Here is a 25101-nt window from a genome sequence, read left to right on the forward strand (position 1 = left end):
GTCAACCCTCTCGGCGCCGCATGCGCTAGTCTCCCGATCGGGGGCGTCTGCGAATGTGGTGACGCCATGCCGATCGGGGACTTCCGCCGTGAGCGTGTCTCGGGACGCGCGCGCCGCCTTCTGAAGCTGGCGGCGCTCGCGCCGACGCTGGCCTGCGCGGCCGGCACGGCGTCCGCGCAGCAGGCGGGCTTGCTGCGCCCGTCGATCGTCGAGCCGGTGCACGAGGGTGCCGGCGCCGTCTACGTCGAGAGCATCCAGCGCGGGAGCGAGGTGACACTCGTCGCCTACGATGCGGACGGCGAGCCGACCCGGCTCGACGTCGTCCCGAACGCGGCCGGGCCCGTGCGGCTGGCAGCCCCGTGGGACGATCCCGTCGATGCATTACGTGCAGGCCGCGACATCGCGGCCTGCGCCTCGCGCAGCGGGGTGCCGATCGTCTGCTCGGAGCGGGTGGAGGTCCGGCCGCGCCCGACGCGGATGATGGCGGCGCCCGTCTACGAAGCGAACACGGTCTTCTACATGGGCGCCGGCTGTGTCGGAGCGCTCGCGTCCGGGCTCCTCCCGGGGGCGGAGATCGCGCTGGTCGATCCGACAGCATCGGATCCGCTCCTCGCCATCGCCGAGTTCGATCCGTTCCGCCCCGCGGCACTCGCCATCCCCGACCCGTTCTGGCCGCGCAGCACGCACGCCCTGCGGCTGGAGGCACGGCTCGGTGGGCAGCCCTTCACGACGCAGGCGCGGCTGCCGCCGCTGACGCGCGTCGATACGCTGGCCGGCTGCGAGCGCCGGCTCGAGCCCCCCGCCTTTCCTGCGCCGGTGGCGGCGTGCCGCCCGGTGGTCGCGCTGGAGGGGCTCGTCCCCGGCGCGCGCTACGGGATCGAGCGCGAAGGCGACGCCGTGCTGTTCGGCCCGCGATGCGCCACCGCCCCGACCGCGGGGTCGCGCCTCGGCGGTCTCCCCCTGCCGGGCGACGCGCTCCGGGCCGGCCAGGAGATGCCGGGCGCGAGCCTCGCTTCGTGCGGGCAGGCCCGCATCGACGTCGTGCCGGCCGGGCTCCCCCCGGTCGTCATCGAGCCGGTTTCGGCGGGCGACACGACGCTGTCGCTGCGGGATGCAATCGAGGGCGCGATCCTCTCGGTCGAGGTCGTCGACGCGACGGGCGCCGTGGTGCGCGCCTACGCGGACATCCCGGTCGCCGCACAATCGCTCGCGCCATTGCGGCTCTCCTTCGCCGCGGCCGAGGCGTTCGCCCCCGGCCAGACGATCCGCGTGATCGCGCGGATCGTGCCGGGAGAGAACGGGCCGGCGGCCTGTGCGCAGGAGAGCGTCGCCGAGGTGCCGGTCGGCCCGGCGCCGACCTCGTTGCCCGCGCCGCAGATCGTGGAGCCGGTCCATGCCTGCATGGGGTCGGTCGTCGTGCGCGGGCGGCTCGACCGTGCCTCGGCGACGGTGCTCGGCAGCGGCCCCATCCTGAGCGCAGCGGGTGAGACAAACCTCGAGATCGGGCGCGCGGCGGCCGACCGCATCCCGCTCCACTATGCGCTCGAGGCCGGCTGGTCGCTGGTCGCACGCCAGTCCGCCGGCGGCGTCGAGAGCGGCGCGAGCACGGCCGTCACGGTGGCGCCGGCGCCCGACCTCGGGCAACTCGTCCTCGACATCCGCGGAGCGGGGATGCGCGACCTGCGCCACGGCGACGCCTATGTCCTCGACGCCTGCCGGGCGGGCGTCCACGTCCTCAACGGCCCCGTCGGTGCGCAGGTGGACGTCGTCCGCACCGAGCGGGAGACGCCGGGTGGCGCGATGGCCTCTGCTCACCGCCTGCTGGCGCAGGGAGTCCTGCACGGGTCGACCGACGATGTGATCGCGCTCCCTGCGGCCTCGCTCCTCCCGGGGGACCGCGTGGTCGCGCGACCGACCCTGTGCGGGCGCACCAGCGAAGTCCCGACACCCTCGAACGTGCTCCGTGCCGTCCACGCGTTGGCCATCGACGACAAGCGGCTCGCGACGGTGGAGATCCCCGATGCCGGCGGACGTCTGCTCGCAATCGACATCGGTCTCGGATGCCCGGCACAGCGCCCGCTCGCCGTGACGCTCGCGAGCGACGCGCCGGACGTCGTCGAGATCGTCGACCCGGCGTCCGGTTCCCTGACGATTGCCCGAGGCGCGACATCGGCACGCATCGTCGTGCGGGCGAAGGCCCGGGGCCGCGCGGTCCTCTCCGCCTGGGGGCCGCACGTCGTCGCCCGCCCGGCCGCGGCGGGGCTCGGCGCCACGGGGCTGGCGGAGGTGCGGGTCTTCGCCTGGAGCGAGCCGCAGACCGTGCGGGTCATGCTGCACCCGAGCCCGTCGCCACCCGCGTATGTGGTCCCCGACGTGCCCTATGGGGGGCGGCCGTTCGAAGGCGCGCCGGATGCCGCGTCCATCGTGACGGGGCGTGGGACGCGCGTCCTGAGCATCACCAACACGAGCGGCGGGCAATGCTCGCTGCGGCTGCTCGAGGCACTCGGTCCTCCGGAGAACCCGTGCGTCGAACCCGTGCCCATCGCCGCCTACGTCCGGCCGGAGGGTGCGCCTGTCGCCGGAATCCCCACCTCCGTCGACCTGACGACGCGCCCGGGCGCGCCGCTGCCGGTCGACCGGACCTGGTTCGCGTGCAGCGTCGGCGATCCATGCGACGAGGACGACGTCGGCCTGCGTCTGGAATACGAGGCGCTCGTGGACTGACGCGGCTGCGTCACGCCCGCTCCAGCGCCATCGCGACCCCCTCGCCGACGCCCACGCACATGGTCGCCAGCGCCAGCCTGCCGTCGCGGGCGTGGAGCGCCCGGGCGGCGGTGCCGACGAGGCGGGCGCCGGACATGCCGAGCGGGTGGCCCAGCGCGATGGCGCCGCCGTGCGGGTTGACGTGCGCGGCGTCGTCGGCGACGCCGAGGTCGCGCAGCGCCGCGAGCACCTGCGCGGCGAAGGCCTCATTGAGCTCGAGCACGTCGAAGCCGGAGACCGCGAGACCGAGCCGCTCGCACAGCTTGCGCGTGGCGGGCACGGGGCCGACGCCCATCACCCGCGGCGCGACGCCGGCCGACGCCATGCCGAGCACCTTGGCGATGGGCACGAGGCCGAGCGCCGCGGCACGCTCGCTCGTGGCGAGCACGAGCGCGGCGGCGCCGTCGTTGACGCCCGACGCGTTGCCCGCCGTCACCGTCCCGTTCTCGCGGAAGGGTGCCTTCAGCTTGGCGAGCGCGTCCGCCGTCGTGTCGGGGCGGGGATGCTCGTCGCGGTCCACCACCTCGACGGCGCCCTTGCGGCCGGGGATCTCGACGGGGACGATCTCGCCGGCATGGAAGCCCGCCTGCGCGGCGGCCCCGTAGCGCTGCTGCGAGCGCAGGGCGAAGGCGTCCTGGTCGGCGCGGGAGACGCCGCACTCGGCCGCGACGTTCTCGCCGGTCTCCGGCATCGAGTCGATGCCGTATCGCGCCTTCATCTGCGGGTTGACGAAGCGCCAGCCGATCGTCGTGTCGTGGATCTCGGCGGAGCGCTGGAAGGCGCTCTCGGCCTTGCCCATCACCAGCGGCGCGCGGGTCATCGACTCGACGCCGCCGGCGATGGCGCAGTCGATCTCGCCGGCGCGGATGGCGCGGGCGGCGGCGCCCACCGCGTCCATGCCCGACGCGCACAGCCGGTTGAGCGTCAGGCCCGGCACCGTCTCCGGCAGGCCGGCGAGGAGGAGCGCCATGCGCGCGACGTTGCGGTTGTCCTCGCCCGCCTGGTTGGCGCAGCCGAGGTAGACCTCGTCGAGCGCCTCCGCCAGGGCGGGCGTGCGCGCCACGAGCGCGCGGATCGGCACCGCGGCGAGGTCGTCGGCACGCACCCGCGCGAGCGCGCCGCCGTAGCGGCCGATCGGGGTGCGCACGTAGTCGCAGATGTAGACGTCGCGCATGGCTCTTCCTCCCGCCCTCCCGGCTCGCCGTGGACCCGTGTGTCGCGCCGGCGGGGCGCGCGGTCAAGCGAGGGGGCGGGCAGGCGGGATGCGTCCCCGCGCGCTGCGCGCGCTCAATCCGCCGGGGGCTTGCCGCGCAGGCTCTTGGTGCGCGCGTGCTTCGTCTTGGTGTCGAGCCGTCGGCGCTTCGAGGCCAGCGTCGGTCGCGTGGGGCGGCGCGGCGGCGGGCGGTAGGCGGCGCGGCGGATCATCTCGACGAGGCGCGCGATCGCGTCGGCGCGGTTGCGCTCCTGGTCGCGGTAGACCTGGGCGGTGATGACGACGACGCCGTCCTTCGTCATCCGCGAGCCGGCGATCGCCGGCAGGCGCGCCTTCACCGGATCGGGCAGGGAGGGGGAGCCGGCCGCGTCGAAGCGCAGCTGGACGGCGCTCGAGACCTTGTTGACGTTCTGCCCGCCGGGACCCGAGGCGCGGATCGGCACCAGCTCGATCTCGTCCTCGTCGAGGGCGATCGTGGGCGTGACCTCGATCATTTGAAACTCGCGGCGGGCGTTCCGATATAGGAGCGAGACGAGAGGGAGATGTGAGCGCATGATCCGTTTCATCAAGTACGACGGCCGTCAACCGCGCCTGGTCACGGTCCCGCGCTGGGCGATCGGGCTCGGGTTGGTCGCGGCCTTCCTCGTCGGGCTCCTCGTGCTGACGCTCGCCTTCGGCATCGCGCTCGTGGCGGTGCCGGTCCTGCTCGTCGCCGGCGGCATCGCCGCCTGGATCGGGCGCGGCAAGGCGCTCGGAGGCCGGGGGAACGTCGCGCCGCGCCCGGGGACGGCGCAGGATCCCTTCCGCCCGCGCCGGCCGGGCGAGCGCGAGATCATCGACGTCGAGTACCGCGTCGTCGACCGCGACGAGCCGCGCTGAGGCGGCGATGGGCGAGGCCTTCGTGCGCCGCGACGCAGACGGCTTCGATGTCGATGCGGCGCTGATCGGCTCCGGGCTCGGGCTCGCGCCCGAGCGGGTCGTCGCGCTCCTGCGCGAGGGTGCGATCACGAGCCTCGTCGAGCGCGGCGAGAACGAGGACGCGGGCCGCTGGCGCCTGACCTTCTTCCACGCGAGCGCCCGCTTCCGGATCGTCGTCGACGACGTCGGGCGGGTGATCTCGCGCTCGCGGGTCTCGTTCGGCGATGCGCCGCTGCCCCCCGCGATGCGCCGGCCGGGATAGCGCTGCTCGCGCAACCGTTGACCGGCTCTTAACCACTCTCGTTCATCTTCCGGAAAGCATGCCGCGTCCCGTCGCGGCCGTTCCGGAGCCCCAGCACCCGTGCCGACCCGCGCCACCAGACGCCGCGCCACCCGCCAGCGCCTCGCCTCGGCGCTCGCCGCCGGCCTCGTCGCCGTGGGCGGGATCGTGGCGACGGGCGGCGTGCGGGCGCAGGACGCCGCCGCGGTCGTGGCGAGGCAGCCCGGCGATCGCGAGCCCACCGAGGCGCTCGGCCTGCGGCCGGCCGCGCGCGATCCCCTCGTCTTCGCGCCGGTGCGCGCCGAGGTCCGCGTGCCCGTCACCCGCCTCGCGCCGAGCCCGCCGGCACCGCGCGCGGTGCCGCGCGCAGCGGCGGAGGACGACCCCTACGCGCCCCTCGGCATCCGCGCCGGCGCGCTGACGCTGCGCCCCGCCCTGACGCAGTCGCTGGGCTGGGACACGAACCCCGAGCGCGCCGAGACCGGCGCGAAGGGCCGCGCGCTCTCGCGCACCGAGGGCGTGGTGACGCTCGAGAGCGACTGGTCGCGCCACGCGCTGACCGGCTCCGCCCGCGGCACCTACGACGCCTATCGCGGCGGCGACCCGGAGCCGCGCTTCTCCGGGGCGGCGGACGTGGGCCTTCGCCTCGACATCGGCCGCGACAGCGCCCTGACGCTGGGCGCGAGCGCCGCCACCGCGACGGAGCGGGTGGGCTCGCCGGAGCTCCCGGGGGACCTCGCGGACGGACCGCAGACCTCGACGCTCGCCGCGAGCGCGGCCTTCGACACGCGCCTCAACCGCCTCGCGCTCGGCCTGCGCGGCGGCGTCTCGCGCACGGTGAACGAGGACGCGACGCGGCTCGACGGAACGCGGCTCGACCGCTCCGGCGACGACGTCACCGAGGCGAGCGCCGCCCTGCGGGTGGGGTACGAGATCTCGCCGCGCCTCGTGCCCTTCGTCGAGGCCGAGATCGACCGGCGCCGCTACGACGAGGCGGGGACGGACCGCGATTCGATCGGGCGCACCGGCCGGGTCGGCGCGTCGGTGGAGATCACGCGGCTCCTGGCGGGCGAGGTTTCCGCCGGCTGGCAGGTGCGCTCCTACGAGGACGCCGCGCGGCGCGAGGTCGACGGCACCGTCGCCGAGGCGCGTCTCGTCTGGACGCCGACGCCGCTCACCACGGTGACGCTCGCCGGCGAGAGCCGGCTCGCCGAGACCAACGTCGCCGGCGCCCGCGCCGCCGAGGCCCGCCGCGCCAGCCTCGCGGTGTCCCACGCGGTGCGCCGCAACGTCGTCCTCGACGCGGCGCTGAGCGTGGCGCAGACGGACTACCCGGGCAGCACCCTCTCCGAGGAGCTCGTCACCGCCAGCGCCGGCGCCGAATGGCGGCTGAACCGCGCGCTCGCGCTCACCGGCCGCTATACGCACGAGCGGCTCGACTCGACCGCCGCGGGCGCGGACTACGTCGCCGACGTGGCGCTGATCGGGCTGCGGATCGCCCGCTGAGGGTTGCCTATCCGGCACGCGCCGGGCGAAGCTCTGTCGCGGCGGAGCCCGTCGAACGCCGAGATCCCGTCCCCCCGAACCCCGCCGCCACGACCCCGCCGCCACGACCCCGCCGCCACGACCCCGCCGCCACGACCCCGCCGCCACGATCCCGCCGCCGTGACCGCGCCGCCGTGCCGGCAGCGCCTCCCGGCGCAGGAAGGGACGCGTCATGCTTCAGGTCTTCTCGGGCGTCTGGGCCCTGCTGCTCGGCATCGTGCTGATCATGCTGGGCAACGGCATGCACTTCACGCTCATCGGCCTGCGCGGCGGGATCGAGGACTTCTCCGCGGCCGAGCTCGCCATCGTCACCTCGGGCTACTTCGCGGGCTTCCTGTCGGGTGCGCGCTACACGCCGGTGCTGATCCGCCGGGTGGGGCACGTGCGCGTGTTCGCGGCACTGGGCAGCTTCATGTCGGCGGCGTTGATCTCGTTCCCGCTGCTCGCCGAGCCCTGGGCCTGGACGCTGCTGCGCATCCTCATCGGCTTCTGCATGTCGGGCATCTACGTCGCCGCGGAGAGCTGGCTCAACAACGCCGCGACGAACGAGACCCGCGGGAAGCTGCTCTCCGCCTACATGATCGCGCAGACGCTCGGCATCATCGGGGCGCAGGGGCTGCTGACGCTCGGCGACGCGGGGACCTCCGTGCTGTTCATCGGCGCCTCGATCCTGGTGTCGATCTCGTTCGCGCCGATCCTGCTCTCCGTCGCCCCCGCGCCCGTGGTCGAGGTCGCGAAGCCGATGCCGCTGCGCAGGCTCTTCGTCGGCTCGCCGCTCGGCACGGTGGGCATCTTCCTCCTGGGCACGGTCTACGCGACGCAGTCGGGCATGGGGGCGGTGTTCGGTACGCAGATCGGGCTCGGCGCCTCGCAGATCGCGCTGTTCGTTGCCATGCTGTTCGCCGGCGCGCTGGTGCTGCAATACCCGATCGGCTGGCTCTCGGACCAGATGGACCGGCGCAAGCTGATCCTCGCCGCGGCCGCGCTCGGCGCCGGCTCCTGCGCGCTGGGCTTCGTCAGCGGCGGCGAGCCGTGGCTCCTGATGGGCGCCGCCTTCCTGGCGGGCGGGGTGACGACGCCGCTCTACGCGCTGCTGCTCGCCTACGCCAACGACTTCCTCTCCGCCGACGAGATGCCCGCCGCCTCCGGCGGGCTCGTCTTCACCTTCGGGATGGGCGCCATCGTCGGCCCGCTCGCCACCGGCTGGGCGATGCAAGGGCTCGGCCCGTTCGCGTTCTGGCTGGTGCTCGGGGCGACCTTCTCCCTGCTCGCGCTCCACGCGCTCTATCGCATGACGCAGCGCGCGATCGTGCCGGTCGAGGAGACCGCGAGCTATCTCGGCGTCCTGCCGACGACCTCGCCCGTGGCCGTGGAGGCGGCGGGGGCCTGGTCGGTGGAGCAGCAGGGGGAGCCGGCGCAGGCCGCGCAGGAGGCGGCGGAGGCGGACGCGGCGGAGCCGGACGGCCGGTCCTGACGCCGCTCCACCGGGGCGCTGTTCACGTCGCTGGTCCGGCGGGATGGTCCCGCACGTGGCGGTCGCGCAGGAACAGCGCCGTGAGCGCCGGCAGCACAGCCGCGCCGAGGAACATCGCCCCGGCTCCCCAGGCGTCGGACACGATGCCCGCCGCGGCCGGTCCCAGCACGTTCCCCGTCGCCGTGGCGAGGAGCGCCGCGGTGAAGGCGAGGGACGGCAGGGCGGGGAACAGGCGTTCCGACCAGAAGGCCAGGACGGCGCTCGTCATCATCACGTGCACGCCCTGGAGGCCGGCCGCGAGGGTCAGCCCCGCCCAACTGCCCGGCGCGATCGCGACGAGCGCGACCGACAGCGCGCCGGCGAGCATGAGGAGGCGCAGCAGCCGCGGTAGGCCGATCGTCGCCTCGGCACGCCCGGTCGCGAGGCCGGCGAGGCCGGCGAGCCCGTAGCAGATGTAGACGAGGGCCGGCGTGGCGTCCGTGGGGACGCCCGCCACGCCGCCCGCGGAGACCATGTGGTCGGCGGCGAAGGCGATGAAGATCGCCGAGGTGGTCCCGAAGGCGAAGCCGATGACGAAGAGCGGGATCGCCGCCGTGCGCGCGACCGCGCGCCAGCCCTCGGGCGGGCCGCCGCCGGGCTGCTTCTCCACGCGGCGCAGGGCCGCCAGGTTGGCGAGGAGGACGAGGGCGCTCGCCCCGGCGAACAGCGCCCAGCAGACGCGCCAGGACAGCCCCCACAGCGCCGTCGCGAGCGCGGCGAGGCCCGCGAGCGCGATGCCGACGCCGGTGCCGCTGCTGATGGCCGACAGCGCCGTCGGCCGCCTCGCGTCGCGCACCATCCGGTGGACGGCGTTGTTGAACGGCGTCCAGGCGAGGCCGGCGCTCGAGGTGGCGAGGAACACGCCGGCCGCCAGGACGGCGGTGCCGGGCGCGAGCGCGACGATGCCCATGCCGAGCGTGGCTGCGGCCAGCCCGCACAGGACCGGCGCCCGCGGGCCTCGGCGGGCGAGAAGCGGCTGGGCGACCAGAAGGCCGACGAAGTAGCCGAGGAAGCCGAGGCTCGAGACGACGCCGACCGCCGAGGTCGACAGCGCGAACGCGTCCCTGAACGCGGGCACGAACAGGCCGAACCCCATGCGGGCCGGCCCGAAGGCGATGGCGGTCGCGGCGAACCCGGCCGCGGACAGGCTCCAGAAGCGGGTGATGACGGGACCTCCGTTCGTGCGGCAACACGGGCGGCGGAGGGCCCGTTCCGGGCTGCGACGACGGGGCGGGCGGTGGGTGGGCGGAAGGTGACAGCACCCGCACGGCGCCTCGAGGCCGCGCCGGATGACTCCGCCCCCGCTTTCTGCTGTATGCTCCCCGCATGCGCTACCCGCCCGACCTGCTCGACGAGATCCGTGCCCGGCTTCCCGTTTCGGAAGTCGTGGGGCGGCGCGTGCAGTTGAAGAAGGCGGGGCGGGAGTGGAAGGCGCTGTCGCCGTTCAATGCCGAGAAGACGCCGTCCTTCTACGTCAACGACCAGAAGGGCTTCTACCATTGCTTCTCGTCGGGCAAGCACGGCGACATCTTTCGCTTCCTGATGGAGACCGAGGGCGTCTCGTTCCCCGAGGCGGTGGAGCGGCTCGCACAGCAGGCGGGCGTCGCGCTGCCCACGCCCGACCCTGCCGATCGCGAGCGCGAGACGAAGCGCGCCGGCCTCGTCGAGATCGTCGAGATGGCCGCCGCCTTCTTCGAGGCCGAGCTGAAGGGCCGGCGCGGCGGCAAGGCGCGGGACTACCTCGCGCGGCGCGGCATCTCGGAGGCGCTGCAGGCGCGCTTCCGGATCGGCTACGCGCCCACGGACCGCTTCGCCCTGCGCGACCACCTCGCCGGCAAGGACGTGCCCGCCGAGCTGATGGCGGAGGCGGGGCTCCTCGTCACCGGCGAGGACGTCAACGTGCCCTACGACCGCTTCCGCGACCGGGTGATGTTCCCGATCGCCGACCTGCGCGGGCGCGTCGTCGCCTTCGGCGGGCGGGCGCTGCAGGCCGACGTGCCGGCGAAGTACCTGAACTCGCCGGAGACGCCGCTCTTCCACAAGGGGGCGATGCTCTACAACGCCCATACGGCGCGCAAGGCCGCGCACGATCGCGGCACGGTGGTGGCGGTCGAGGGGTACGTCGACGTCATCGCCATGAGCGCCACCGGCTTCCCGCACACGGTGGCGCCGCTGGGCACGGCGCTCACCGAGGATCAGCTCGCCCTGCTCTGGCGCATGGCCGACGAGCCGATCCTGTGCTTCGACGGCGACAAGGCCGGCCGCCGCGCCGCCTTCCGCGCGCTCGACGTGGCGCTTCCGGCGCTGCCCGTGGGCAAGTCGCTGCGCTTCGCGATCCTCCCCGAGGGGCAGGATCCGGACGACCTCGCCCGCGCGGGGGGCGCGGCGGCGATCGAGCGGGTGCTGTCGGCGGCCTTGCCCCTCGTCGAGGTGCTCTGGGCCCGCGAGCTCGAGGCCGGCCCCACCGACACGCCCGAGCACCGCGCGGCGCTGGAGCGCCGGCTGTTCGCGGCGGTGCGCACGATCAAGGACGAGACGCTCCAGCGCTATTTCCGCGAGGACGTCGAGACGCGGCTCTCCGCCGCCTTCGGCGCGGTGCGGCGCGGGCGGAGCGGATACGACGGCGGGCGCGGCGCGGGGCAGGGCAGGGGATACGGGGGCGGCGCGGGCCGGGGAGGGGGCTCGCGCGGCGGGCGCTTCGAGGAGCGTGCGGGCGCGCGCCTGCCGAGCGGCTTTCGTCCGAGCCCGCACCTCCTGCGCACCCGGCTCTTCACCCCGGGGGAGGGGGAGGCGGAGGCGCCGCACCCGCGCGAGGCGGCGATCCTCGCCGCCTTCGCCACGCACCCCGCGCTGCTCGAGCAACAGGCCGACATCCTCGCGGAGCTCGACTTCGCCAGCCCGGAGGCGACGGCGCTCCAGCGGGGCCTGGTGGACTGCGCCGCGCGCCACGATGCGCCGACGCCGGAGGTGATCGCCGCACGGCTCGCGCGAGCGGGGCTTTCGCGGACGCTCGAAAGCGTGTACGAGCGCATCGTGCCGGGACTGCGCTGGATCAGCGACCCGCTCGCCGACCCCTTGCGCGTGGAAGACGCCGTGCGGCAGGCCATCATCTTGCATCGCCGTGCGCACACGCTACATACCGAGCTTCGGGCGGCCGAGCGGGCCCTCGCGGACGACGACAGCGAGGCGAATCTCGCGTGGCTGCGCGAGGTGCGGACGCAGCTGTCCTCGCTCGAGGGCGCAGAGGCCCAGCGCGACGACGCGTGAGCGCGCGGCGAAAAACGAGACCCTCCGGCGCGGCGGGCCGAGACGGGCGAGACGAGACGAAGACGACGCGGGAAGTCGCGCGGGGGCGTGCGGTTTCCATGGTTAACGGTTCGAAAAGGCGATGCGTGTTCGATGACCGATGCCCAGGGGGGCGCTCGGCGCGGGGCGCGAGGCCGCGACGCGTGAGCGGGACGCGTAGGATAATCAATGGCGACGAAGACGACTGAAACGACCGACACGGCTCCCGAGCAGCAGTCGGACGGCCCGCTCCTCGACCTCACGGATGCGGCCGTCAAGCGGATGATCAAGGCTGCGCGCAAGCGCGGCTGGGTCACCTACGACGAGCTGAACGCGGTCCTTCCGCCCGACGAGTTCTCGTCGGAGCAGATCGAGGACGTGCTCGGCCAGCTCTCCGAGATGGGCATCAACGTCGTCGAGAGCGACGAGGCCGAGGGCGAGCAGCAGGGCGAGGAGGCCGAGGAGGAAGCCGAGGGCGGCGACCTCGTGGAGGCGTCGCAGGCCCGCGCCGTGGTCGCGCGTCCCGAGGCGGCGGCGAAGGAGCCGACCGACCGCACGGACGACCCGGTGCGCATGTACCTGCGCGAGATGGGCTCGGTCGAGCTGCTCTCGCGCGAGGGCGAGATCGCCATCGCCAAGCGCATCGAGGCCGGGCGCGAGGCGATGATCGCCGGCCTGTGCGAGAGCCCGCTGACCTTCCAGGCGATCATCATCTGGCGCGACGAGCTCGTCGAGGGCCGGGTCCTGCTGCGCGACATCATCGACCTCGAGGCGACCTACGCCGACCCGGAGGGGCGCGGCGCCGATCGCGCCGGCTCCGAGGACGGTGCGGCCGAGGGCGGCGAGGAAGCCGGGGGTGTCCGGGGCACCGAGGCAGGCGACGGACAGCGCGCGAACGGTGCCGGCACGACCGCGGGCGTCCCCAACGGCGCTCCGCACGAGCCGCCGTCCGGCGCGCCCGAGGGCGACATCGACGACGACGACATGGAGAACAACGTCTCCCTGTCCGCCATGGAGAGCGAGCTCAAGCCGCGCGTGCTGGAGACGTTCGACAACATCGCCGACAACTACAAGAAGCTGCGTCGGCTCCAGCTCGAGCACGTCGAGCAGCGGCTGCAGAACTCGCAGCTGACGCCGTCGCAGGAGCGCAAGTACAAGAAGCTCAAGGACGAGATCGTCACCGACGTGAAGTCGCTCTCGCTCAACCAGAACCGCATCGACGCGCTGGTGGAGCAGCTCTACGACATCAACAAGCGGTTGCTCTCTTTCGAGGGCCGGCTGATGCGGCTGGCCGAGAGCTACGGCGTCGGCCGCGAGGACTTCCTGCGCAACTACCAGGGCCACGAGCTCGACCCGAAGTGGCTCTTGCGGGTGTCGAAGCTCGGTGGGCGCGGCTGGCGCGACTTCTCGGCCAACGGCAAGGACAACATCCACGCCCTGCGCGAATCGATCCAGTCGCTCGCCTCCGAGACCGGCCTCGAGATCTCCGAGTTCCGCAAGATCGTGCACATGGTGCAGAAGGGCGAGCGCGAGGCCCGGCAGGCGAAGAAGGAGATGATCGAGGCGAATCTGCGTCTCGTGATCTCGATCGCCAAGAAGTACACCAACCGCGGCCTGCAGTTCCTGGACCTGATCCAGGAGGGCAACATCGGCCTGATGAAGGCGGTGGACAAGTTCGAGTACCGCCGCGGCTACAAGTTCTCGACCTACGCAACGTGGTGGATTCGGCAGGCGATCACCCGCTCGATCGCCGACCAGGCGCGCACCATCCGCATCCCCGTGCACATGATCGAGACGATCAACAAGATCGTGCGCACCTCGCGCCAGATGCTCCACGAGATCGGCCGCGAGCCGACCCCCGAGGAGCTGGCCGAGAAGCTAGCGATGCCGCTCGAGAAGGTGCGCAAGGTCCTCAAGATCGCCAAGGAGCCGATCTCCCTCGAGACGCCGATCGGCGACGAGGAGGATTCGCATCTCGGCGACTTCATCGAGGACAAGAACGCGATCCTGCCGATCGACGCCGCGATCCAGTCGAACCTGCGCGAGACCACCACCCGGGTGCTGGCCTCGCTCACGCCCCGCGAGGAACGCGTGCTGCGCATGCGCTTCGGCATCGGCATGAACACCGACCACACGCTCGAGGAGGTCGGCCAGCAGTTCTCGGTGACCCGTGAGCGCATCCGCCAGATCGAGGCGAAGGCGCTCAGGAAGCTGAAGCATCCGAGCCGGAGCCGGAAGCTGCGGAGCTTCCTGGATAATTGATCGGGCCGGGAGGTCCGGTGGGGGATTGGGAACGCCCGCGGTGGGAGCCGCGGGCGTTTTCATCTTTCGAGGCGCCTCAGAGAAGGTGCCGCAGCGGATCCATTCTCTCGTGCAGAATGCGCACGACAAGGATCGCGGCATCCGACATCCGGTAGAAGATCACGTGCGATCCGACCCTCGTCTTCATCAGATCCGGCCCCACCTCGGCGACGGACCTGCCACGAAGACGGCCGGTGCCCAAGCGCTCGAAGGTGGCATTGATCTCGCCGAGATAGGCGTCGGACTGTGGAGCGCCCCAGTTCTCGATTGTGTAGCCGCCGATGCTTCGCAAGTCGGCTCGCGCCCGGCGGGAGAGCCGGACACGCTTCTTCATCGCCTGCCGTGCAGGTCGTCGAGAAACTGCTCGAAATTGAAGGCCTCTTCCTCAAATCCGCTGGCCTCGCCCTCTGCGATAGCCGCGCGAAGTCGATCCAGGCGAGTACGGCCGTCGCCCTCCCGCAGCCTGCCCAACGCGTAGCGGACTACGTCCGTCGGCAGCGCGGCGTCCTCTTCCACGGCGCGGGCCAGAAACTCCTCGATATCGAACGGCTCCGGCTCGCCGCTCGCCTCGCCCTCCGCGATCGCCTCCCGCAGCGCCTCGACCCGCTCGGCGTCGGCGAGCAGCGCCAGCGCCTCGCGCACGGCGTCGGACGGGGAGGCATAGCGGCCCTCGGCGACGGCGCGCTCCAGGAACGCAGCGTCCTCCTCCGACAGCGCGATCGTCTTGTGCACGGTCATGGCGCTCTCCTCCGGCCGGCTGCATCCTGCCTCGATGGGCGCACCGGTGCAAGCGGACGTCTTGTGCCTTGCGGCAACGAAGACTATCTTCAATGCCCGCTGACAGGAGCGCCCATGCCGAGGCCCATCCCGATCGCGAGCGGCGAGACGCCCTCGTCGTGCGCCGTCACCCAGGAGGAAGCCGCCGCCATGCTGCGGGCGGCGTTCAACCTGTTCCGGCTCTGGGGACTTTCGGACGCGCAGGCGCGCGTCCTGCTCGGGCAGCCGAGCCCGTCGACCTTCTATCGCTGGAAGCGCGGCGAGATCGGCACGATCCCGCACGACACGGCGTGGCGGCTGGGAGACCTGATGGGGATCCACAAGGCGCTGCGCTACCTCTTCGTCGAGCCTGCTCGCGGCCATGCCTGGGTCGCCAAGCCGAACGCGGCCTTCGGCGGCCGCTCGGCGCTCGACCGGATGCTCGCAGGTGCGCCGAGCGACATCACGGCGGTGCGCGCCTATCTCGACGCGGAGCGGGGCGCGTGGTGACGACGCCGCCCCTGGTCGCGGTCGACTGGGCGAGAAGCCACCGCATCATCCGCACGATCTACCCGCCGGTCTGGCTGTTCGAGGACATCGCCGATCCCGCGGACTGGGACCTGATCGCCAGCGGCGAGGCGAAGACGAACCCGCGCGTTCGCGAGGAGGTCGGCGATCTCTCGCTCGTGCCGCCGGAGCGGCGCGTGTCGGGGCCGAGCGCGAGCCTCGTCATGGGCGCCTTCACCCATTGCTCGACGGATCGGCCCGGGCGGTTCTCCGACGGGCGGTTCGGCGTCTGGTACTGCGGCGCCGTGCTCGAGGTGGCGCTGATGGAGACCGTGCACCACTTCGCGCGCTTCATGCGCGCCACCGAGGAGCCGCCGGGGGACGCGCGCTTTCGCGAGCTCGTCGCCGGGATCGGCGGGCGGCTGGCGGACCTGCGCGCCGGGTTCGACGCCTGCCTCGCGCCCGAGGACTGGAGCGCCGGCCAGGCGCTGGCGGCCGGCCTGCGCGACGGCGGCGCCGACGGGATCCTGTACCCGAGCGTGCGCTATCCGCAGGGGCTCGCGGCGGCGCTGTTCTGGCCGGATCGCGTGCGGCTGCCGGTGACGCAGGCGCGCACGCTGCAGTACCATTGGGACGGGCGCGCCGTGAGCCGCTGGTTCGTCATGGGCGAGGAGCGCTGGCGCGACCTGCCCGAGACGACGTGAGGCCCCTCACCGCACGACCAGCCCCTCGATCGCCCCGACGTTGCGCCCGCCGGTGTCGTCCGCATCCGAGGCCACCGCGACGCCCACCAGCACGCCCGGCTCCTCGCCGAAGGCGGCGCGGTGGTCGGCGGCGAGGTCGACCTCCTCGGCGAGCCAGGTGCCCGTCGGGGCGTCCGCGGGGCGGCGGATGAGGTAGACGCCGCGGCCGCGGGCGTAGGGGTTCTCGACGACGTCCCCGCGCCCCCCCGCGCCGCCGAAGACGTAGACGAGCAGCCGCCCGCGGCCGGAGAGCAGCAGCGAGCGCAGGCCCGTGCGCCCGGCCTCGGCCGCGGCGCGATCGGCCTCGGGCGCGAACGCGAAGTAGAGGGCGAGGGCGCGGTCGTCGCCGCCGCGCCGGCCGAGGTCGGTCGGCGGCGGGCCGGCATCGACCCGCCAGCGCCAGGCGGCGCGCGTGGCATCGAGCGCCGCCGGCGGCAGGCGCGCGGCGAGGACGGAGGAGCTGCGCTCGGCGACGACGGAGAGGCGGTCCGTCCCCTCGGCGGCATAGGTGGTGGCGGGGATGCCGCGAAACGCGATCTCCTCCCAGCCGGCGGCCTCGAGGCTCGGGCCGAAGGGGATCGGCGTCTGCGCGGCGGCGGGGGCGCCGAGAGCGAGGAGGACGGCGGCGGCGAGCAGGGTCTTGCGGATCATGACGGCTCCGGATCGGTTCGTGCTGCCCACGAAGCTACGACGCGTCCGGCCTCCGGGGCTCATGACATCGGCTCACGAAGCCGCGAGCGCGGCGCGCCCGCGGAAGCGGCGGCGATAGGCGCCGGGGCTCGTCGCGAGCCGCGTGCGGAAATGATGGCGGAGGGTCGCGAGCGTGCCGAAGCCGCAGGCGGCGGCGATGTCGTCGAGACGGGCGTCGGTGGTCTCGAGCAGGGTGCGGGCGCGGGCGAGGCGCTCGCGGACGAGCCACTCGCCGGGTGCGTGGCCGGTCGTCGCCTCGAAGCGACGCTGGAAGGTGCGCGCGCTCATGCCCGCCTCGCCGGCCATCGCGGCGATGGTGTAGGGCCGGTCGAGGGAGGCGCGCAGACGGTCGAGGAGCGGGCCGAGCCGCGCGCCCTCGCGGGCCCGGGGCACCGGCGCCTCGACGAACTGCGCCTGCCCGCCGTCGCGGTGCGGCGGCACCACGAGCCGACGCGCGACGCTGTTGGCCGCCTGGGCCCCGAAATCCCGGCGGATCAGGTGGAGGCACAGATCGATGCCCGCCGCGCTGCCGGCGGAGGTGAGGACCGCGCCCTCGTCGACGTAGAGCACGTCCGGCCGCACCGTGAGGTCCGGGTAGGCGTCGGCGAGGGCGTCGGCGTAGCGCCAGTGCGTCGTGCAGGCGCGCCCGGCGAGCAGGCCCGCGGCCGCCAGCACGAAGACGCCCGAGCACAGGGAGAGGATCCGCGCGCCGCGGGCGTGGGCGCGCCGCAGCGCGTCGCGGATCGCCTCGGGTACCGGCGCGTCGGCCCCGCGCCAGCCGGGGACCACGATCGTCCCGGCCTCGTCGAGCAGCTCCGGCCCGCCGTCGCACAGGACCCGGACGCCGCCGGCGGCCCGCAGGGGGCCGGGCTCGGCGGCGGCGACGGCGAAGCGGTACCAGCCGTGTCCCATCTCCGGCCGCGCGAGGCCGAAGATCTCGACGGCGACGCCGAACTCGAAGGTGCACAGCCCGTCATAGGCGAGGGCCACGACGAGCCGGTTGTCCGGCGGTGAGGGGCGGGGGGCGGACCGGTTTGGCACGATCTCGACGCTAGTCGGCGATCGCGCCGATCGCAAGCCCGCTGCCGACGGTGGAGGATCGCCGCGTTCGACACGCCATCCGGAGCGACACCATGCCCACCGAGGTCACCGCCGTCCCCGCCGCGTCCGCCGCCGAGGCCGAGCGCCATTTCGCCGCGAAGCTCGCCTTCGAGACCGATTGCGACGACGTCCATGCCGCCCTCGCCGCGGGCTCGGCCGATTTCGCGGTTTTCGACGTGCGCGGCCCGGGCGCCTACGCGCGCGGCCACGTGCCGGGCGCGGGTCATCTGCCGCGCCGCGAGATCTCTGCCGGGCGCCTCGCCCCGATCCCGCCGACGACGCTCCTCGTCGTCTATTGCGCGGGGCCGCACTGCAACGGCGCCGACAAGGCGGCGCTCGCGCTGGCGCGGCTGGGGCGGCCGGTGAAGATCATGATCGGCGGCATCACCGGCTGGCGCGACGAGGGTTTCCCGCTGGCGACCGGCACGGCGTCGGGCACGCTCGCAGAAACCTGATCGGGGTCTTCGAAGCGATCGTCGATCGGCTCGGCGGCAGGCCGCGAGGGATGCCTGCCGGCCTGCCGACGCACCCCGTTCCCCCCGAATGCCGCCACCCCCTTGCCCCGGCCCCCCGAACGCGCGACACCTTGCCCGACCCCACACCAACACACCGAGCCGAAGCCCCCATGCCGTCCCCGCATCTCCCCGACGTCCTCGCCCGCATCGACGCCGACCTCGACGCCTCGCTCGAGCGGCTCTTCGCCTGGCTGGCGATCCCCTCGATCTCCACCGATCCGGCCTATGCCGAGCACTGCGTCGCGGCGGCGCGGTTCATCCGCCAGGACCTGGCGAGCCTCGGGGTCGCGGCCGAGGTCCGGGACGTGCCCGGTGCGCATCCCGCGGTGGTCGGGCGCGTCGACGGGCCCTCGGGCAAGCCGCATGCGCTGTTCTACGGGCACTACGACGTCCAGCCGGTCGACCCGCTCGACCTGTGGGAGAGCCCGCCTTTCACCCCCGTGCGCAAGACGCTTCCCGACGGGCGCGAGGTGATCGTCGCGCGCGGCGCCTGCGACGACAAGGGCCAGGTGATGACCTTCGTCGAGGCCTGCCGGGCCTGGAAGGCCGTCACCGGATCGCTGCCGATCGGGCTCACCTTCCTGATCGAGGGCGAGGAGGAGAACGGCTCGAAGGGACTGCCCGCCTTCGTCGAGGCGATCCGGGACGAGCTCGCCGGCGATCTCGCGCTCGTCTGCGACACCACCCAGTGGGACCCGCAGACCCCCGCCGTCACCGCCTCGCTGCGTGGCCTCGCCTACGACGAGGTGATCGTGCGCGCCGCCGATCGCGACCTGCATTCGGGCCTGTTCGGCGGGGCCGCCGCGAACCCGATCCACATTCTCGGCAAGATCGTCGGCGACCTGCACGACGAGACCGGCCGTGTGACGCTCGAGGGCTTCTACGACGGCGTGTCGGAGCCCCCGCCGGAGGTGCGCGCCCGCTGGGAGGCGCTCGGCCTCACCTCCGAGCAGCTTCTCGGCCCGATCGGCCTGTCGCAGCCGGCCGGCGAGCGCGACCGGATGATCATCGAGATGATCCAGTCGCGCCCCACCTGCGACGTCAACGGCATCGTCGGCGGCTACATCGGCGAGGGCACGAAGACCGTCATCGCCGCGCAGGCCTCGGCGAAGATCTCCTTCCGCCTCGTCGGCGACCAGGACCCGGAGGCGGTCTCGGCGGCGCTCGAGAAGCACGTCGCCGCCCGGGTGCCGGCGGATTGCTCCTACGAGATCGTCCGCCACAAGGGCTCGCGTGCGATCTCGCTGCCCTACGACATGCCGGCGCTCGCCGCCGCCGAGACGGCGCTCGCGGCCGAGTGGCCGAACCCGCCCGTGATCATCGGCTCGGGCGGCTCGATCCCGATCGTCGGCGACTTCAAGCGCACGCTCGGCCTCGACACGCTCCTCGTCGGCTTCGGGCTGGACGACGACCGGGTGCACTCGCCCAACGAGAAGTACGACCTAGCGAGCTTCCACAAGGGCATCCGCTCCTGGGCGCGGATCCTGGCGGAGCTGGCGAAGGACTGATCGGGCGAGCGGTTCGCGGGCGCCCTCAGGCGTCCGCGAAACGATCGGCGTTGTTGTCGTACTGGTGATGCACGACGCGCAGCGTCGTGCCGAAGTGGCGCGCAACCCTCTCCATCGGCACGCCCTCCTCGACCATGTGGACCACCCCCTCGGCAGGCGCCAGGAACTCCGCCGCGAACGCGCGCCCGACCGCTTGACGGTCGGTGTAACGATTCGCCACGCAGGAGGCTCGGCTCTCGAAGACGAGGTAGTCCCCGATCGCGCGCGCGAGGGTGAACGCGGTTCGCTCCGGCCCGTCGTCCTCGACGACGACGATCGGGCCGGCCTCCGCATGTCCCTGGTATCCGCAAAGGACCGCGGGTGCCTTCGTCTCGCTCGCCGCGAAGTAGTCGGATCCGAAGCTCTCCGCCAGATGCTCGAGATCGATCAAGGTCGCAGACGGGCCGAGGCCCATGGCCTGCCGAAGCGACCTCGCCATCGCCGTCCCGCGCTGCCAGGGCCGCGCACTCGTCGGCAGGCGAACCGCCGAGAGCTGACGGGCGAGCTCGGGCAGCCGCCGCATCGTGTTGACGCCTGCGTGATCGCGCAACTCCCCCGAGACCCACTCGGAGGCGGCGCCCAGCTCGTCGTCGAGCACGGCGGAGGCGAAATCGAGCCGCACGTCCTCGTCGGGCATGGTCTCGATCAGCCTGCGGATCGCATCCGCACGCGCGTCGCCGAGGTCGTAGGGCGAGATTCCGAGTGCGCCGGCAGTCCGTGCGAAGGCATGCTCGGCCGGGAAGGCGCGCGTCTCCTCCAGACGTGCGAGCTTCGCCTGCATCGGCCGGTCGAACCGACGGCCGGCCCGCAGTCGTGTGGCCACGGGCTGGAGAACGTGCGCGATCAGGTCGTGCTCGAGCTCTTCCAAGGCCAGGAAGGCCGCATCGCGCGCCATGGTGATCGGCCCCCGCACGATTCGCTCGATTCGAGGACCGTGCGACTTGAGGGCGATCGACACCTGGCCGGACGCAGCGGCGAACGTACCGAGAGGATGAGGCGCATCGCGCCGATAGAGCATGCGCCACCAATCGTCCAGGAGCGCTCCGGCCCAGGCCTCCAGGTCCGTCTCCAGGCCCACGGTCGCGATGCCCTGGCCATCCCGACGCGGCAGATGCGCAAGCACGGCGCCGCGCACGCCGTCGTCCGGTGCGCCGTCGAAGCGCACCGTCAGGAACGACGGCTCGGCGGCCGATGCCTCGATCGCCTCCTGCGCGCGCGCCGGCGCATCGAGAAGGCCGAGTTCCGAGGCCTTCTCGCGTCCGAGATCGGTCAATTCCGGCACCGACGCACGTCCATCCTGCCGCACCGTCACGAGCGTGGCACCGACGAGTGCGCTCAGCGAACGACTCACGTTCGGCTGTGCACGACCGGCGAGCTCCGACAGCGCGCTGATGCTCTGCGGGGCCTCGCGACCGATCAGGCCGAGCAACTCCCGGTTTCCTGCCGATGCGAGAACCTTGAAAGCGTCCTCCGGGGCCGAGGTCGCGACCGCGCGCACGCGTGCCAGCATGCGGTCCCGCAGGTCGTTTCCCGAAATCGTGCTAGTCATCGGTCTTATCCTCGAAAACGAACGGAATCCCCCGCCGTTCGCATGCAGCCCGGCTCCGCGCGAAGAAGTCTTCGATCAGCGCTTCCGCAGTCGTGAACTCGTAGCGGACCCGCTGCTCGACGCGTCCGTCACGATGCTCGTGATCGAAGGGATCATCCTCGGCTGCGCCGTCGAACCCATGAGAATTGTCGAAGCCGAGCACTCGGTTCTTCTCTGCCATCAGGTTCAGGGCGTAATCGATGCCACGGGGGCGGCCGGGCGTCACGTCGCACCACTCCGCACGAATAGCCATGATCCACCCATTGCGCAGCCGGTAGGTTCCCGCGAGCTCGATCAAGCCGGCCAGCTCGCGATCGAACATATATCGTCCCCCGATATGAGACAAGGACTCTTGACGATCCGTTTCGTTCCCGAGTGCCAACGTCGCACTCGCGCAACAGCTTCGTCGTCGGTGCGAGGTCCCGTGCGACCTGTTCTCGGCTCTGTGCAGGTCCCCCAAGCACAGCCGAGCCTAAAGGCCGCCCGATCGCATGACAATAGTTCCACCAGCAGATGCTTGCATGGAAGTTCGGACCACGGCGAACCCGCAAGCGGCCCCCGCTCCCGGACGACGCCTTGACGCGCGCCCCGGCAGACGTCACCTCTGTCCCGGTTCCCCGCACGACCCGGACGCGTCCCCATGAGCCTTCTCGCCGAAGCCGACCACACCAAGTCCGGCCCCGCCGTTCGCCACCGGACCGTCGGCGTGATGATCGGTCCTGTGCAGGTCGGCGGCGGCGCGCCGATCGTCGTGCAGTCGATGACGAACACCGACACGGCGGACATCGACGCCACGGTCGCGCAGGTCGCCAGGCTGGCGCGGGCGGGCTCGGAGATCGTGCGCATCACCGTCGACCGGGACGAGGCCGCGGCCGCCGTGCCGAAGATCCGCGAGCGGCTCGACCGGATCGGATGCGACGTGCCGCTCGTCGGCGACTTCCACTACATCGGTCACAAGCTGCTCGACGATCACCCGGCCTGCGCCGAGGCGCTGGCGAAGTATCGCATCAACCCGGGCAACGTCGGCTTCAAGGACAAGAAGGACCGGCAGTTCTCGATGATCGTCGAGAAGGCGATCCAGCACGGTAAGGCCGTGCGCATCGGCGCGAATTGGGGCTCGCTCGACCAGGAGCTGCTCACCCACCTTATGGACCTCAACGCCGCGCAACCCGCGCCGCTTCCGGCCGGGGCGATCACCCGCGAGGCCATGGTGCAGTCGGCGCTGCTCTCGGCGGAGCGCGCCATCGAGATCGGGCTGCCGAAGGAGAGCATCGTCATCTCGGCCAAGGTCTCGAACGTGCAGGACCTGATCGCGGTCTATCGCGAGCTGGCGCGCCGCTCGGACTACGCCCTGCACCTGGGCCTCACGGAGGCCGGGATGGGCTCGAAGGGCATCGTCGCCTCCTCCGCCGCGCTGGGCGTGCTGCTGCAGGAGGGGATCGGCGACACGATCCGCTTCTCGCTCACGCCGGAGCCCGGCGGCGACCGCACGCTCGAGGTGAAGACGGCGCAGGAGCTGCTTCAGACGATGGGCTTTCGCACCTTCGTCCCGCTGGTGGCCGCCTGCCCGGGCTGCGGGCGCACGACGTCGACCGTCTTCCAGGAGCTCGCCGGAGACATCCAGCGCTGGATCGATGCGTCCATGCCCGAGTGGAAGACGACGCATCCGGGCGTGGAAGAGCTCAACGTCGCGGTGATGGGCTGCATCGTCAACGGGCCGGGCGAGTCGAAGCACGCCGACATCGGCATCTCGCTCCCCGGCACCGGCGAGGCGCCCGCCGCCCCGGTCTTCATCGACGGCAAGAAGGCGGTGACCCTGCGCGGCGCGACCATCGCCGCCGACTTCAAGGCCCTCGTGGTCGAGTACATCGACCGCCGCTACGGCAAGGCCGACCGCTCCGCGGCGGAGTAGGTGGATCGCGCCGGGCGGCTCACACCGCCTTCATCAGCCCCGGCGTGTCGACCCCGATGAACCCGCCGGACTGGCGCGCCCACAGCCGCGCGTAGGCGCCGCCGCGCTCGAGCAGCGCGGCGTGCGTGCCCTCCTCGACGATGCGGCCCTCGTCCAGCACGATCAGCCGGTCGAGCGCCGCGATGGTCGAGAGGCGGTGGGCGATGGCGATGACGGTACGGCCCTGCATCAGGCCCGTGAGCGACTCCTGGATCGCCGCCTCCGTCTCCGAGTCGAGGGCGGAGGTGGCCTCGTCGAGGACGAGGATCGGCGCGTCCTTGAGGATCACCCGGGCGATGGCGATGCGCTGGCGCTGGCCGCCCGAGAGCTTCACCCCGCGCTCGCCGGTGTGGGCGTCGAGGCCGCGCCGGCCCTGGTGGTCGACGAGCTCGGCGATGAAGCCGTCCGCGTGGGCGAGCCGCGCGGCGCGGGCGATCTCCTCGTCGGTGGCGTCGAGGCGGCCGTAGGCGATGTTGTCGCGGATCGAGCGATGCAGCAGGGACGTGTCCTGCGTCACCACGCCGATCTGCGCGCGCAGGCTGTCCTGCGTCACCCGCGCGATGTCCTGCCCGTCGATCAGGACGCGCCCGCTCTCGACGTCGTGGAGCCGCAGGAGCAGGGAGACGATCGTCGACTTCCCCGCTCCCGACGGGCCGACGAGCCCGACCTTCTCGCCGGGCGCGATGCGCAGGGAGAGATCGTCGAGCACGCCGCCGTCCTCCTTGCCGTAGTGGAAGCGCACCCGCTCGAAGCGGATCTCGCCCGCGTCCACCGCGAGCGGCCGGGCGTCCGGCACGTCGACGAGGCCGTGGGGCTTCGAGATCGTCTGCATCGCCTCCTGGACGACGCCGACGTTCTCGAAGAGCCCGCGCACGCTCTGCATGACCCAGCCCGACATCGTGATCACCCGCATCACGAGCGCGAGCCCCGCCGCGGCGATGCCCGCCGAGAGCGCGCCCTCGCGCCACAGCAGGAAGGACAGTCCCGCGGTGGAGACGAGCAGCGCGGCGTTCATCACCTGGAGCACGAGGGAGACGCCGCTGACGAGGCGCATCATGTCGAGGAAGGCGCGGGTGTTGCGCGCGATCGCCTCGCGCACGGCGGAGCGCTCGGCCTCGGTGCGGGCGAAGAGCTTGACGGTGAGCACGTTGGTGTAGCTGTCGACGACGCGGCCCGTCATGGCCGAGCGGGTCTCCGCCACCTTCAGCGAGCGCGCCCGGGCGCGTGGCACGAAGTAGCGCAGGAGGAGCGCGTAGCCGACGATCCAGGCCGCCATCGGCAGCGCGAGCCACAGCTCGATCGAGACGAAGAGCCCGATCGCGGTCGCCGCGAACAGCACGACGTAGAGCAGCGTATCGAGCAGCGTCACCGCGATCTCGCGCACCGCCTGCCCCGCCTGGAGCACGCGGGTCGACAGCCGCCCGGCGAAGTCGCCCTGGAAGTAGGAGATCGCGTGCCCGAGCGTGTAGCTGTGGGCGCGCCAGCGGATCATGTTCGTCGCGTTGGCGACGAGGATCTGGTTCGTGATGATGTTGTGCGCGAAGAACAGGATCGGCCGCAGGATCAGCACGAGGAGGGCCAGCCCGACCAGCGTCGTGCCGTGCGTGTCGAGGATCGTCGCCGGGTCGCCCGAGGCGAGCACGTCCACGAACCAGCCGATGAGCAGGTAGATCGCGCTCTCGAACAGGCCGTAGGCGAGCGCGACCACGGTGAGCGCGACGAACCAGCCCTTCACCGGCGCGAGATAGTGCCAGGCGAAGGGCAGCACGCCGCCGGGCGGGGTCTCGTCGCGGTCGAAGGGCGCGAAGGGGTCGATACGGCTCTCGGCCCAGGCGAAGAGCCGGGCGGCGAGCGAGGGGCTGGATTCGGACATGGGGGGAACGTC

22 protein-coding genes are annotated in these 25101 nt (G+C 72.8%); 12 read left to right on the forward strand and 10 right to left on the reverse strand.

Annotated features, from left to right (window positions below; genetic code table 11):
* Nucleotides 1-66: 66 nt before the first annotated feature.
* Nucleotides 67-2724 (forward strand): hypothetical protein, encoded by a 2658-nt coding sequence (locus G407_RS0109355; protein ID WP_029030602.1) that lies wholly within the window; start codon nt 67-69, stop codon nt 2722-2724.
* 10 nt (nt 2725-2734) lie between these two features.
* Here G407_RS0109355 and pcaF read toward each other — a convergent pair whose 3' ends face one another.
* Both pcaF and arfB read right to left on the reverse strand, forming a co-directional pair.
* On the reverse strand, nt 2735-3937 hold the full coding sequence (gene pcaF, locus G407_RS0109360) for a 3-oxoadipyl-CoA thiolase (RefSeq protein ID WP_029030603.1): 1203 nt from the start codon (nt 3935-3937) through the stop codon (nt 2735-2737).
* Between the two features lie 113 nt (nt 3938-4050).
* The gene (arfB, locus tag G407_RS0109365; protein WP_029030604.1) at nt 4051-4470 is read right to left on the reverse strand and encodes an alternative ribosome rescue aminoacyl-tRNA hydrolase ArfB; all 420 of its coding nucleotides are present in this window, start codon (nt 4468-4470) and stop codon (nt 4051-4053) included.
* A gap of 58 nt (nt 4471-4528) precedes the next feature.
* Here arfB and G407_RS0109370 point away from each other — a divergent pair, with 58 nt between their 5' ends.
* The 4 genes from G407_RS0109370 to G407_RS0109385 all read left to right on the forward strand — a co-directional run bounded on the left by G407_RS0109370 (nt 4529) and on the right by G407_RS0109385 (nt 8193).
* Nucleotides 4529-4855, forward strand: a complete 327-nt coding sequence (locus G407_RS0109370; RefSeq protein ID WP_029030605.1) for a hypothetical protein — start codon at nt 4529-4531, stop codon at nt 4853-4855.
* A gap of 22 nt (nt 4856-4877) precedes the next feature.
* Nucleotides 4878-5156 carry a DUF6522 family protein gene (locus G407_RS0109375; RefSeq protein ID WP_245259064.1) on the forward strand — a complete coding sequence of 93 codons (279 nt, stop codon included), beginning with the start codon at nt 4878-4880 and terminating at the stop codon, nt 5154-5156.
* A 99-nt stretch (nt 5157-5255) separates the two neighbouring features.
* Nucleotides 5256-6680: an outer membrane beta-barrel protein gene (locus G407_RS0109380; protein WP_029030607.1), complete on the forward strand. Its 1425-nt coding sequence runs from the start codon at nt 5256-5258 to the stop codon at nt 6678-6680.
* A gap of 211 nt (nt 6681-6891) precedes the next feature.
* Nucleotides 6892-8193 carry an MFS transporter gene (locus tag G407_RS0109385; protein WP_029030608.1) on the forward strand — a complete coding sequence of 434 codons (1302 nt, stop codon included), beginning with the start codon at nt 6892-6894 and terminating at the stop codon, nt 8191-8193.
* 22 nt (nt 8194-8215) lie between these two features.
* On the opposite strand, the gene G407_RS0109390 is transcribed toward G407_RS0109385, so the two are convergent.
* Entirely contained in the window at nt 8216-9397 is a 1182-nt protein-coding gene (locus tag G407_RS0109390) for an MFS transporter (protein WP_029030609.1), read from the reverse strand.
* A gap of 161 nt (nt 9398-9558) precedes the next feature.
* On the opposite strand from G407_RS0109390, the gene dnaG reads away from it, so the two are divergent.
* Both dnaG and rpoD read left to right on the forward strand, forming a co-directional pair.
* Nucleotides 9559-11499, forward strand: a complete 1941-nt coding sequence (dnaG, locus tag G407_RS0109395) for a DNA primase (RefSeq protein WP_029030610.1) — start codon at nt 9559-9561, stop codon at nt 11497-11499.
* A 207-nt stretch (nt 11500-11706) separates the two neighbouring features.
* Nucleotides 11707-13779 (forward strand): RNA polymerase sigma factor RpoD, encoded by a 2073-nt coding sequence (rpoD, locus tag G407_RS0109400; RefSeq protein ID WP_029030611.1) that lies wholly within the window; start codon nt 11707-11709, stop codon nt 13777-13779.
* 76 nt (nt 13780-13855) lie between these two features.
* Here the strand turns inward: rpoD and G407_RS0109405 are convergent, their stop codons facing one another.
* Nucleotides 13856-14152, reverse strand: a complete 297-nt coding sequence (locus G407_RS0109405; RefSeq protein WP_029030612.1) for a type II toxin-antitoxin system RelE/ParE family toxin — start codon at nt 14150-14152, stop codon at nt 13856-13858.
* Nucleotides 14149-14556, reverse strand: coding sequence for a type II toxin-antitoxin system ParD family antitoxin (locus tag G407_RS31680; protein WP_156917533.1), 408 nt, complete (start codon nt 14554-14556; stop codon nt 14149-14151). The genes G407_RS0109405 and G407_RS31680 overlap by 4 nt, the downstream gene beginning before the upstream one ends.
* Before the next feature lie 114 nt (nt 14557-14670).
* Here G407_RS31680 and G407_RS0109415 point away from each other — a divergent pair, with 114 nt between their 5' ends.
* On the forward strand, nt 14671-15084 hold the full coding sequence (locus tag G407_RS0109415) for an MbcA/ParS/Xre antitoxin family protein (RefSeq protein ID WP_043539381.1): 414 nt from the start codon (nt 14671-14673) through the stop codon (nt 15082-15084).
* Nucleotides 15081-15785, forward strand: coding sequence for an RES family NAD+ phosphorylase (locus G407_RS0109420; RefSeq protein WP_245259066.1), 705 nt, complete (start codon nt 15081-15083; stop codon nt 15783-15785). Before G407_RS0109415 ends, G407_RS0109420 begins: the two co-directional genes overlap by 4 nt.
* A gap of 6 nt (nt 15786-15791) precedes the next feature.
* On the opposite strand, the gene G407_RS0109425 is transcribed toward G407_RS0109420, so the two are convergent.
* Both G407_RS0109425 and ftrA read right to left on the reverse strand, forming a co-directional pair.
* The gene (locus tag G407_RS0109425; protein ID WP_052341154.1) at nt 15792-16475 is read right to left on the reverse strand and encodes a DUF3047 domain-containing protein; all 684 of its coding nucleotides are present in this window, start codon (nt 16473-16475) and stop codon (nt 15792-15794) included.
* A 72-nt stretch (nt 16476-16547) separates the two neighbouring features.
* Nucleotides 16548-17591, reverse strand: coding sequence for a transcriptional regulator FtrA (gene ftrA, locus G407_RS0109430; RefSeq protein ID WP_043539382.1), 1044 nt, complete (start codon nt 17589-17591; stop codon nt 16548-16550).
* Between the two features lie 56 nt (nt 17592-17647).
* Here ftrA and G407_RS0109435 point away from each other — a divergent pair, with 56 nt between their 5' ends.
* Both G407_RS0109435 and G407_RS0109440 read left to right on the forward strand, forming a co-directional pair.
* On the forward strand, nt 17648-18070 hold the full coding sequence (locus G407_RS0109435; protein ID WP_029030617.1) for a rhodanese-like domain-containing protein: 423 nt from the start codon (nt 17648-17650) through the stop codon (nt 18068-18070).
* A 170-nt stretch (nt 18071-18240) separates the two neighbouring features.
* The gene (locus G407_RS0109440) at nt 18241-19638 is read left to right on the forward strand and encodes a M20/M25/M40 family metallo-hydrolase (protein WP_029030618.1); all 1398 of its coding nucleotides are present in this window, start codon (nt 18241-18243) and stop codon (nt 19636-19638) included.
* Nucleotides 19639-19663: 25 nt separating this feature from the next.
* On the opposite strand, the gene G407_RS30355 is transcribed toward G407_RS0109440, so the two are convergent.
* Together G407_RS30355 and G407_RS26745 are read right to left on the reverse strand one after the other, a co-directional pair.
* Nucleotides 19664-21175 carry an HVO_A0114 family putative DNA-binding protein gene (locus tag G407_RS30355; RefSeq protein ID WP_156917534.1) on the reverse strand — a complete coding sequence of 504 codons (1512 nt, stop codon included), beginning with the start codon at nt 21173-21175 and terminating at the stop codon, nt 19664-19666.
* 43 nt (nt 21176-21218) lie between these two features.
* Nucleotides 21219-21587: a toxin-antitoxin system TumE family protein gene (locus G407_RS26745; RefSeq protein ID WP_043539383.1), complete on the reverse strand. Its 369-nt coding sequence runs from the start codon at nt 21585-21587 to the stop codon at nt 21219-21221.
* 318 nt (nt 21588-21905) lie between these two features.
* Between G407_RS26745 and ispG the strand changes: the two genes are divergently transcribed.
* Nucleotides 21906-23177, forward strand: coding sequence for a flavodoxin-dependent (E)-4-hydroxy-3-methylbut-2-enyl-diphosphate synthase (gene ispG / locus G407_RS0109455; RefSeq protein ID WP_029030619.1), 1272 nt, complete (start codon nt 21906-21908; stop codon nt 23175-23177).
* 19 nt (nt 23178-23196) lie between these two features.
* On the opposite strand, the gene G407_RS0109460 is transcribed toward ispG, so the two are convergent.
* Nucleotides 23197-25089: an ABC transporter ATP-binding protein gene (locus G407_RS0109460; protein WP_052341156.1), complete on the reverse strand. Its 1893-nt coding sequence runs from the start codon at nt 25087-25089 to the stop codon at nt 23197-23199.
* Nucleotides 25090-25101: the final 12 nt, after the last annotated feature.

This window comes from Salinarimonas rosea DSM 21201, from assembly GCF_000429045.1.
In the GTDB taxonomy this organism is placed as follows: Bacteria; Pseudomonadota; Alphaproteobacteria; order Rhizobiales; family Beijerinckiaceae; genus Salinarimonas; species Salinarimonas rosea.

What these genes read in the sequence shown, in the direction of transcription:
- G407_RS0109355 (WP_029030602.1), top strand. Translation starts at nt 67, where the DNA reads ATGCCGATCGGGGACTTCCGCCGTGAGCGTGTCTCGGGACGCGCGCGC.
- pcaF (WP_029030603.1), bottom strand. Translation starts at nt 3,937, where the DNA reads ATGCGCGACGTCTACATCTGCGACTACGTGCGCACCCCGATCGGCCGC.
- arfB (WP_029030604.1), bottom strand. Translation starts at nt 4,470, where the DNA reads ATGATCGAGGTCACGCCCACGATCGCCCTCGACGAGGACGAGATCGAG.
- G407_RS0109370 (WP_029030605.1), top strand. Translation starts at nt 4,529, where the DNA reads ATGATCCGTTTCATCAAGTACGACGGCCGTCAACCGCGCCTGGTCACG.
- G407_RS0109385 (WP_029030608.1), top strand. Translation starts at nt 6,892, where the DNA reads ATGCTTCAGGTCTTCTCGGGCGTCTGGGCCCTGCTGCTCGGCATCGTG.
- dnaG (WP_029030610.1), top strand. Translation starts at nt 9,559, where the DNA reads ATGCGCTACCCGCCCGACCTGCTCGACGAGATCCGTGCCCGGCTTCCC.
- rpoD (WP_029030611.1), top strand. Translation starts at nt 11,707, where the DNA reads ATGGCGACGAAGACGACTGAAACGACCGACACGGCTCCCGAGCAGCAG.
- G407_RS0109405 (WP_029030612.1), bottom strand. Translation starts at nt 14,152, where the DNA reads ATGAAGAAGCGTGTCCGGCTCTCCCGCCGGGCGCGAGCCGACTTGCGA.
- G407_RS31680 (WP_156917533.1), bottom strand. Translation starts at nt 14,556, where the DNA reads ATGACCGTGCACAAGACGATCGCGCTGTCGGAGGAGGACGCTGCGTTC.
- G407_RS0109415 (WP_043539381.1), top strand. Translation starts at nt 14,671, where the DNA reads ATGCCGAGGCCCATCCCGATCGCGAGCGGCGAGACGCCCTCGTCGTGC.
- G407_RS0109425 (WP_052341154.1), bottom strand. Translation starts at nt 16,475, where the DNA reads ATGATCCGCAAGACCCTGCTCGCCGCCGCCGTCCTCCTCGCTCTCGGC.
- G407_RS0109435 (WP_029030617.1), top strand. Translation starts at nt 17,648, where the DNA reads ATGCCCACCGAGGTCACCGCCGTCCCCGCCGCGTCCGCCGCCGAGGCC.
- G407_RS0109440 (WP_029030618.1), top strand. Translation starts at nt 18,241, where the DNA reads ATGCCGTCCCCGCATCTCCCCGACGTCCTCGCCCGCATCGACGCCGAC.
- G407_RS26745 (WP_043539383.1), bottom strand. Translation starts at nt 21,587, where the DNA reads ATGTTCGATCGCGAGCTGGCCGGCTTGATCGAGCTCGCGGGAACCTAC.
- ispG (WP_029030619.1), top strand. Translation starts at nt 21,906, where the DNA reads ATGAGCCTTCTCGCCGAAGCCGACCACACCAAGTCCGGCCCCGCCGTT.
- G407_RS0109460 (WP_052341156.1), bottom strand. Translation starts at nt 25,089, where the DNA reads ATGTCCGAATCCAGCCCCTCGCTCGCCGCCCGGCTCTTCGCCTGGGCC.